Source organism: Pseudomonas sp. H11T01, from assembly GCF_048515765.1.
Classification (GTDB): Bacteria; Pseudomonadota; Gammaproteobacteria; order Pseudomonadales; family Pseudomonadaceae; genus Aquipseudomonas.
The window spans coordinates 235,149-243,368 of the sequence record NZ_JBLYED010000010.1 but is presented as its reverse complement, the minus strand read 5'-3'; the positions used below and the strand labels follow the sequence as shown (position 1 = coordinate 243,368).

The 8,220-nt window shown below is 55.7% G+C and carries 9 protein-coding genes; 1 reads left to right on the top strand and 8 read right to left on the bottom strand.

Translation table 11 applies throughout. The annotated features are described in order from the left end of the window. Positions 1-217 precede the first annotated feature (217 nt). The 6 genes from msrQ to ACN1C3_RS16060 all read right to left on the bottom strand — a co-directional run bounded on the left by msrQ (position 218) and on the right by ACN1C3_RS16060 (position 6,201). Complete coding sequence (gene msrQ, locus ACN1C3_RS16085) at positions 218-838, bottom strand: protein-methionine-sulfoxide reductase heme-binding subunit MsrQ (RefSeq protein WP_419116757.1); 621 nt, start codon at positions 836-838, stop codon at positions 218-220. Continuing rightward, positions 838-1,851 carry a protein-methionine-sulfoxide reductase catalytic subunit MsrP gene (gene msrP, locus ACN1C3_RS16080; protein ID WP_419116756.1) on the bottom strand — a complete coding sequence of 338 codons (1,014 nt, stop codon included), beginning with the start codon at positions 1,849-1,851 and terminating at the stop codon, positions 838-840. The genes msrQ and msrP overlap by 1 nt, the downstream gene beginning before the upstream one ends. Positions 1,852-1,914: 63 nt before the next feature. Further along, positions 1,915-2,772: a CDP-diacylglycerol--serine O-phosphatidyltransferase gene (gene pssA, locus ACN1C3_RS16075; RefSeq protein WP_419116755.1), complete on the bottom strand. Its 858-nt coding sequence runs from the start codon at positions 2,770-2,772 to the stop codon at positions 1,915-1,917. A gap of 145 nt (positions 2,773-2,917) precedes the next feature. Then, complete coding sequence (ilvC, locus tag ACN1C3_RS16070; RefSeq protein WP_122540428.1) at positions 2,918-3,934, bottom strand: ketol-acid reductoisomerase; 1,017 nt, start codon at positions 3,932-3,934, stop codon at positions 2,918-2,920. A 48-nt stretch (positions 3,935-3,982) separates the two neighbouring features. Next, positions 3,983-4,474 (bottom strand): acetolactate synthase small subunit, encoded by a 492-nt coding sequence (gene ilvN, locus ACN1C3_RS16065; protein WP_150643298.1) that lies wholly within the window; start codon positions 4,472-4,474, stop codon positions 3,983-3,985. Between the two features lie 2 nt (positions 4,475-4,476). After that, positions 4,477-6,201, bottom strand: coding sequence for an acetolactate synthase 3 large subunit (locus ACN1C3_RS16060; RefSeq protein ID WP_419116754.1), 1,725 nt, complete (start codon positions 6,199-6,201; stop codon positions 4,477-4,479). A 401-nt stretch (positions 6,202-6,602) separates the two neighbouring features. Here ACN1C3_RS16060 and ACN1C3_RS16055 point away from each other — a divergent pair, with 401 nt between their 5' ends. Further along, positions 6,603-7,025, top strand: a complete 423-nt coding sequence (locus ACN1C3_RS16055; RefSeq protein WP_419116753.1) for a DUF4124 domain-containing protein — start codon at positions 6,603-6,605, stop codon at positions 7,023-7,025. Between the two features lie 107 nt (positions 7,026-7,132). Here ACN1C3_RS16055 and ACN1C3_RS16050 read toward each other — a convergent pair whose 3' ends face one another. Both ACN1C3_RS16050 and ACN1C3_RS16045 read right to left on the bottom strand, forming a co-directional pair. After that, positions 7,133-7,468: a YqcC family protein gene (locus tag ACN1C3_RS16050; protein WP_419116752.1), complete on the bottom strand. Its 336-nt coding sequence runs from the start codon at positions 7,466-7,468 to the stop codon at positions 7,133-7,135. Further along, positions 7,468-8,205, bottom strand: a complete 738-nt coding sequence (locus tag ACN1C3_RS16045; RefSeq protein WP_419116751.1) for a tetratricopeptide repeat protein — start codon at positions 8,203-8,205, stop codon at positions 7,468-7,470. The genes ACN1C3_RS16050 and ACN1C3_RS16045 overlap by 1 nt, the downstream gene beginning before the upstream one ends. Positions 8,206-8,220: the final 15 nt, after the last annotated feature.

The window sequence follows — 8,220 nt, the reverse complement described above, 5'->3', positions numbered from 1 at the left end:
CTGTCAACACCTCTTTTACACCGCTTTCGACCGAGTGGATCAAACCGTTAATAACGTCAAACAACACGACCTTATTAACTCCTTCGGGCTTCGCTGAACAGAAGCGTAACCGCTGTCGAAAACTGCGCAACTCATTGTTTAGCAAGGAGTTTTCCGTTTCGACTGCGCCGGAAGTGGGGCGAATTATAGGCCTCCAGAATCTGCCGTCAACCTCTAATTACGCTTTTGTTGCAGATGGTGCTTTTTTCACTATTAACCGGGGGATTCGGCGCGCGACAGGCGGGATACGCAACACTAATAGCAGCGCGCCTATAGATGCATAGATAGCCCACTCCTTCAGATCCGCGCGAACAATCCAAAGCATGTGGAGTAAACCAAGCCCCAGGACCACATATGCCAAGCGATGCAACTTCTTCCAGCGACTACCAAGGTGTCTCTGACTATAACGATTAGAAGTGATCGCCAATGCGAACAACCCAAGGAACCCAAGACTGCCGACAATGATGTAAGGCCGCTTGCGCAACTCCATTCCAAGCTGCGACCCATCAAGCCCAAGGATAAATACCAGATAGGCACTCAGATGCATGATGACATAAGCAAAGCACCACAAACCCAGCTGCCGTCTCACGGCAATCCACCCAGCCCAACCGGTCAGCTTCTGCAAAGGCGTCATGCCCAGGGAGATCAACAACAGGATCAGCGTGCTCAACCCCAGCCTGTCAACCAACACCTTTCCCGGATCCGGCCCCAGAGCGAAGATCCAGGCTTGATACAACCAAAGCAGCGGCCAGACCGCCGCAACTATAAATACGCCAACACGCCACAACGGATAACGCATCAGTAATTCTTCCGCAGATCGAGGCCGGTATATAAAGAAGCAACCTCATCGGAGTAGCCATTAAACATCTGTGTCTCGCGAACATTAGGGCTGAATAGCCCGCTCGGCAGACGGCGTTCGCGCGCCTGAGTCCAGCGCGGGTGATCTACCGCAGGATTCACATTTGCGTAGAAACCATATTCATCCGCAGCAATGCTCTGCCAAGTGGTTTTCGGCTGCTCACTGACGAGACTGATACGTACGATGGATTTGACACTCTTGAACCCATACTTCCAAGGCACTACGAGACGCAGCGGCGCACCGTTCTGATTGGGAAGCTCGCGCCCATACATACCCACGGCAAGAATCGCCAAAGGGTTCATCGCCTCATCCAGGCGAAGTCCTTCTACATAAGGCCAGTCGATCAGAGCAAAACCAGAACGCTGACCGGGCATGCTCTTGGGATCTTCCAGGGTTTCGAAACGAATGAATTTGGCTTTGGAAGTCGGTTCGACCTGTTTGAGCAGCGAGGATATAGGGAAGCCGATCCAGGGGATCACCATCGACCAGGCCTCCACACAACGCAGACGATAGATCCGCTCCTCTAACTGATAGGGCTTCATAAAATCTTCCAGCGCATAACGCCCGGGCTTGCCCACCTCGCCATCCACCACGACACTCCACGGCTCGGTTTTCAGAGCACCAGCGTTCTGTGCCGGATCACCTTTATCGGTGCCGAACTCATAGAAGTTGTTGTAGTGGGTCGCATCTTTGAACGGAGTGATCGCCTCATCCTTGATAGTGACGGCCTGCCATTGGGTTGCCGGCAGCTTCTCGGTGAACCAGGACGGCGCCTTTCCGGGCTCGACATCTGCATAACGAGCGACATCACCAGCATCGGCCCAGCGCGGCAGACTGCTGACTGCCAGTCCGGCAAGAGCACCACCGAGCAAACCGCGACGAGAGAAGTAGAGGGATTCAGGCGTAACATCCGACTCTTGGCAGTCGGATGACTTGGGCAACTTGATTAGCATGACAACTCCGCAGCATTGGAGGACTGATGCGCCAATAGACTGCGGAGTATGGGGGAAATTACATCACTCGACGTTTTTGTGACGACGAAGATGTAACAAATACTGCACTGGACCAGAGGCCGCATAGGCGAGGAAAACCAGCAGCAAAATGCGCGGCGGATCACTGAAGACCACGGCGAACACCAGCACCACTGCCAGAATCGCAACGAAAGGCACTCGCCCTTTCAGATCCAGCTCTTTGAAGCTGTTGTACTTGATGTTGCTGACCATCAGCATGCCGGCAGCAGCAACCATCAGAGCAACAAGAAAGGACATCTTGGAACCCTGGATGCCGTAATCGCTGAATGCCCAGACAATCCCGGCCACCACACCCGCCGCGGCTGGACTGGCCAGACCAATGAAATAACGTTTGTCTGCGGTACCCACCTGAGTATTGAAACGCGCCAGACGCAATGCTGCGCCCGCCACATAGACGAAAGCGACCATCCAACCTACTTTGCCCATATCACCCAAGGCCCAGCCGAATGCCAGTAACGCGGGTGCGACGCCAAAGGCGACCATATCGGACAACGAGTCATATTCAGCGCCGAAGGCGCTCTGGGTATTGGTCATCCGGGCAACGCGGCCATCCAGCCCGTCGAGCACCATAGCGACGAAAATTGCGATCGCAGCAAAAGCAAAATACTTGCTCGCGCTGATCGCGTCACCGGCACTCAAAGCGCTCTGCGCGCTCATGGAGTTGATGATGGAGTAAAACCCCGCAAACAGGTTCGCAGTGGTAAACAGATTCGGCAGAAGATAGATACCACGATGCCGGACTTTACGGCCTTCAGCGTCATGTCCTTCTTCGACATGCTCATCGATCGGTAGCAGGCTTTCGGCGTCAGAGGCCTGTTTTGGCTCTTCGGGACGTTCGCTCATGGACATTACCTTGCAACGGTGTGGAAAGTTTCGACAGGTGTCTGCGACAACGGTTCGGACGCAAACGATGCAGCTTTATACCAGAACCTGTCTGCCCAAACGAAAAAACGCGGCCTAAGCCGCGTTTTCTCTTCAAGGCTAGAACTTAGTTCTTGGCTTTGTCGACGATCTTGTTAGCACCGATCCAAGGCATCATCGAGCGCAGTTGCTCGCCAATGATTTCGATACCGTGAGCGGCGTTGTTACGACGCTTGGCGGTCATCGATGGGTAGCCGGTAGCACCTTCGCTGATGAACATCTTGGCGTACTCGCCGTCCTGAATGCGTTTCAGGGCGTTGCGCATGGCCTGACGGGATTCGGCGTTGATCACTTCCGGACCTGTCACGTACTCGCCGTATTCAGCGTTGTTGGAGATCGAGTAGTTCATGTTGGCGATACCGCCTTCGTACATGAGGTCAACGATCAGTTTCAGTTCGTGCAGGCACTCGAAGTAGGCCATTTCTGGCGCGTAGCCAGCTTCAACCAGCGTTTCGAAACCGGCTTTGACCAGCTCAACGGTACCGCCGCACAGAACAGCCTGTTCGCCGAACAAGTCGGTTTCGGTTTCGTCTTTGAACGTGGTTTCGATGATGCCGGTACGACCGCCACCAACGCCAGCAGCGTAGGACAGAGCAACGTTTTTGGCGTTACCGGAAGCATCCTGGTAGATAGCGATCAGGTCAGGGATACCGCCGCCTTTGACGAACTCGGAGCGCACGGTGTGGCCCGGAGCTTTCGGCGCGATCATGATCACGTCGAGGTCAGCGCGTGGCACAACCTGGTTGTAGTGGATCGCGAAGCCGTGGGAGAAGGCCAGAGTTGCGCCCTGCTTGATGTTCGGCTCGATTTCGTTCTTGTACAGAGCGGACTGGAACTCGTCCGGGGTCAGGATCATGACCAGGTCGGCAGCGGCAACAGCGCTGGCAACGTCAGTCACTTTCAGGCCGTGAGCTTCGGCTTTGGCAACGGTCGCCGAACCTTTACGCAGACCAACAGTGACGTCAACGCCAGAGTCTTTCAGGTTGCAGGCTTGAGCGTGGCCTTGGGAGCCGTAACCGATGATGGCTACTTTCTTGCCCTGGATGATCGACAGGTCACAGTCTTTTTCGTAATAAACTTTCATGAATTTCCCCTATATATCCAGGCCTTTGAGGCCATTCGCTAATTTGAGTTAGATGCTCAGCACTTTGTCGCCACGGGCAATCCCGGTGACGCCACTGCGTACAGTCTCCAGAATCGCGGCAGTGCCGATCGACTGAATGAAGCTGTCGAGCTTGTCGCTGGTACCGGTCAATTGAACGGTATACACGCTAGCGCTGACATCGACTATCTGCCCACGATAAATGTCGGTAGTACGCTTGATCTCGGCGCGCTGGGCGCCGGTAGCCTTGACCTTGACCAGCATCAGTTCGCGCTCGATGTGAGCACTTTCCGACAGGTCGACCAGTTTGACCACTTCGATCAGCTTGTTGAGGTTCTTGGTGATTTGTTCGATCACTTCATCGTGGCCAACAGTGGTCAGCGTCAGACGCGACAGAGTCGGGTCTTCGGTCGGCGCCACGGTCAGGCTTTCGATGTTGTAGTTACGCTGGGAAAACAGGCCAACAACGCGAGACAAGGCGCCCGGTTCGTTTTCCAGAAGCAAGGAGATAATGTGCCGCATGATTAAGTACGCTCCGTCTTGCTCAGCCACATATCGCGCATGGAGCCGTCTTTGATCTGCATCGGGTAGACGTGCTCGCTGGTATCGACCTGAATATCAAGGAACACCAGGCGATCTTTCATGGCGAACGCTTCTTCCATCTTCGGCTTCAAATCCTTCAGATCAGTGATGCGTATGCCCACGTGACCATAGGCCTCGGCCAGCTTGACGAAATCAGGCAGCGATTCCATATAAGAGTGCGAGTGACGGCTACCGTAGCTCATGTCCTGCCACTGACGAACCATACCCAGCACGCCGTTGTTCAGGTTGACGATTTTTACCGGCAAACCATATTGCAGGCAGGTCGACAGCTCCTGAATGTTCATCTGAATACTGCCTTCACCTGTAACACAGGCAACGTCAGCATCAGGGAAGCTCAACTTGACGCCCATGGCCGCAGGGAAACCGAAGCCCATCGTGCCCAGGCCACCAGAGTTGATCCAGCGATTAGGCTTGTTGAACCGGTAGTACTGAGCCGCGAACATCTGGTGCTGACCCACGTCGGAAGTCACGTAGGCATCGCCTTTGGTCACTTCGCTGAGGGTTTCGATCACAGTCTGCGGCTTGATGATGCTGCCGTCGCCCTTGTCGTAAGGGAACAGGCCACGATCACCGCGCCACTCCTCGACTTGCTTCCACCAACTGGCAACGGACTCCTTGTTCGGGGTCTCGCCAATTTCCTTGAGGGTGGCAACCATTTCGGTCAGCACGCTCTCGACCGGACCCACGATAGGCACGTCTGCCTTGATGGTCTTGGAGATTGAAGCCGGGTCGATGTCGATGTGAATGATCTTGGCATTCGGGCAGAACTTGGCCGGGCCGTTGATCACGCGATCATCGAAACGCGCGCCGACTGCGAGGATCACGTCCGCGTGGTGCATTGCAAGGTTAGCTGTGTAGCTGCCGTGCATGCCGAGCATGCCGATGAACTGACGATCAGTGCCAGGGTATGAACCCAGGCCCATCAATGTATTGGTCACCGGCAGATTGAGCATTTGCGCCAGTTCAGTCAGCGGTGCGGAGCCGCCACCGAGGATCACGCCGCCGCCCGCGTAAAGAACAGGGCGCTTGGCCGCCAGCAGCATTTCTGCCGCTTTGCGGATTTGGCCGGAGTGACCACGAACAGCCGGGCTATAGGAACGCAGCTTGGCTTTTTTCGGGAAGATGTATTCGAACTTCTCGGCCGGGTTGGTCATGTCTTTCGGGATATCGACCACGACCGGACCAGGACGACCGGATTGCGCCAGGTAGAACGCCTTCTTCATGACTTCCGGGATCTCCGACGCATGCTTGATCATGAAGCTGTGCTTCACGATCGGCCGGGAGATACCGATCATGTCGGTTTCCTGGAACGCATCGGTACCGACCATGGTGCTAGGCACCTGACCGGAAATGATCACCATCGGAATGGAGTCCATGTAGGCCGTGGCGATACCAGTAATAGCGTTGGTCGCGCCTGGGCCAGAGGTCACCAGTACCACGCCGGCTTTACCGGTGGCACGAGCGTAGCCGTCAGCCATATGGGTCGCGGCCTGTTCGTGACGAACCAGGATGTGGGTCACTTCCGGTTCTTTGAACAGCGCATCGTAAACATGAAGAAGAGCACCACCCGGGTACCCATAGATGTATTTGACGCCTTCGTCACGCAAAAAGCGGACGAGCATCTCACCGCCAGATAAAAGCTCCACGTTGTTCACCTCTAAAACGCCAGAATACCGTTCACTAAAAAGGGAACGGGTCTTAATAGGTTTACTGCTTAGCAGAGCATGAGCGACGGTGGTCGCCGACTACGTCAGCACTGACTGAGCAAGTATTGGGAGCTCCCCAAGTGTTGCGGGGTTTTCCCACCCAGCGCGAGGTAACGCGTTGCGGGTGTAACAGGTCGGCGCGGATGTGCACCTCATGATCTGCTGAGCGGGTCTGCTTCTGGCAGTCCCTCTACAGCGGACTTTGGATTCTTCTGTTTCGCCCTCTCCAAGTCAAGTCGTCAATGTGCTTTATTCGAACTAAGCACATGAGAAAGCAAGAAAAAACCTTTAAACAGCAACTGTGTTAGCTTCAATTGCGCAACCCATGACAAGGAAATGGCATGCGAACGTTTTTCTTCACGGCCAGCCTGCTGATTGGCCTGAGCCCTTTGTGCATGGCCGGTCAGATCTACAAATGGGTCGACGCCCAAGGCGTTACCCACTTCGATGCACAACCGCCCCAAGGCCGGGAAGCCAGCATCGTGGTGACGCCCTCCCCGCCCGCAGGCAAACCGACCGCACAGCCGCGCAGCCGCGCCATCGGCGATCAACAGGCCATCGACAACAACGTGAAAAAGCAGGTTACCGAGCAGCAAGCCCAGCTAAAAGCGTTCTGCGAACAGGCCCGAACCAATTTGGCTCAACTGCAGAACAATCCGCGACTGCGGGAGGAGGTCGACGGCGAGATGCGCCGCCTGACGGACCAACAACGTCAGGAGCGCATCACCGAAGCACAAAAACAGATTGCGGATAACTGCCAGTAGGTACTGTAGGAGCCGAGCTGAACTCGATGACGGCCGGACATTCAAAAGATATGTTGAACGTTACACCGCTATCGCGAGCAAGCTCGGCTCCTACAAGGGTTCGGGGGTCAGCGGGAGGCGGTGATCAGTAGATCGAACTCTTTGAGCAAGACCTGCAGCTGCCGATCCTTGCCCTGGACATTCCTGGCAGCGAAGACCATTTCGGCCATCTCCTGAATACCCGAGACATTGGGCAGCGGTAGATCGTTTTCCAAAATCGTTTTCATCCGCGGCAGGAAGATCCATTGCAGCCATTGCTCGAAGTCCAGGGTATCGATCGAGAACGGTTCGACACTGAGCAGAGCTTCTGCCGATGGCGAGACTTCGTCCCACCAACCCTGAACTCGCAGTTCACGCTCGATCAACAGGAGTTGCTCGGCAATTTTCGGAAAACGTGCATCCATCAGATAGAAACCTTGGCCTTCTGACGAGCCAGTGCCGCGCCTGCGGAATCACCTTGTTTCTCGCGTGCCTGAGCGATCAAACCCCACAAGCTTGCCTGAAGATCCGGACGACCATTGGCGAAAGTCAGCCCCCGACGAGCGAACTGTTCGGCTTGCGCCGCATCACCCTGGGCCATGCGCACCTGTGCCAAACGATAAAGCACTTGCGGCTCACGAGGAGCAACCCGTTGGGCGCGCTCAAGGCTGGAAGAAGCACCGTTCAGGTCACCGCCCGCTTGTTGCTGCTGAGCCGTGGTCAGCAAGGCTAGCACCGGGCCATCCAATTGTTCGTCAGCAGACAGACCGCCGCCGCTGCTTCTGGCGGAAGGAATCCCGCTCGGCGTCGCCGGCATGCTGTAGCTGCCCTGATTGATCGGTGCCGACTGTACCGGTGCCGTATCAATCGGCCCTGGAGTGATCGGACCTGGGGTAATCGGCGCACTGCTGATCGGCGCCGAAGTAGTCGCGCCACCGCCCGGAATCATCACCACCACCCCCTCGCCTTGCGGGATGGCTTGAGTCTGAGCTTGCACCGGACGCTTGACGGTCGTCTGACGATAGCCACCATTGGCCGAGATCCGCTCACTGTTGGAAACGGCGCTGCCGGAATCCACCACCGGAATCGAGCCGCGCTGCACGTTGGCGCAACCGTTGAGAAAAGCCAGAGCTGTAATAGCTGGAATCCACCACTTGTTCACTTCAAATCCTCTTTG

Excerpts from the sequence above, each read along its gene's own strand:
- msrQ (WP_419116757.1), bottom strand. The coding sequence starts at position 838 with ATGCGTTATCCGTTGTGGCGTGTTGGCGTATTTATAGTTGCGGCGGTC.
- msrP (WP_419116756.1), bottom strand. The coding sequence starts at position 1,851 with ATGCTAATCAAGTTGCCCAAGTCATCCGACTGCCAAGAGTCGGATGTT.
- pssA (WP_419116755.1), bottom strand. The coding sequence starts at position 2,772 with ATGAGCGAACGTCCCGAAGAGCCAAAACAGGCCTCTGACGCCGAAAGC.
- ilvC (WP_122540428.1), bottom strand. The coding sequence starts at position 3,934 with ATGAAAGTTTATTACGAAAAAGACTGTGACCTGTCGATCATCCAGGGC.
- ilvN (WP_150643298.1), bottom strand. The coding sequence starts at position 4,474 with ATGCGGCACATTATCTCCTTGCTTCTGGAAAACGAACCGGGCGCCTTG.
- ACN1C3_RS16055 (WP_419116753.1), top strand. The coding sequence starts at position 6,603 with ATGCGAACGTTTTTCTTCACGGCCAGCCTGCTGATTGGCCTGAGCCCT.
- ACN1C3_RS16050 (WP_419116752.1), bottom strand. The coding sequence starts at position 7,468 with ATGGATGCACGTTTTCCGAAAATTGCCGAGCAACTCCTGTTGATCGAG.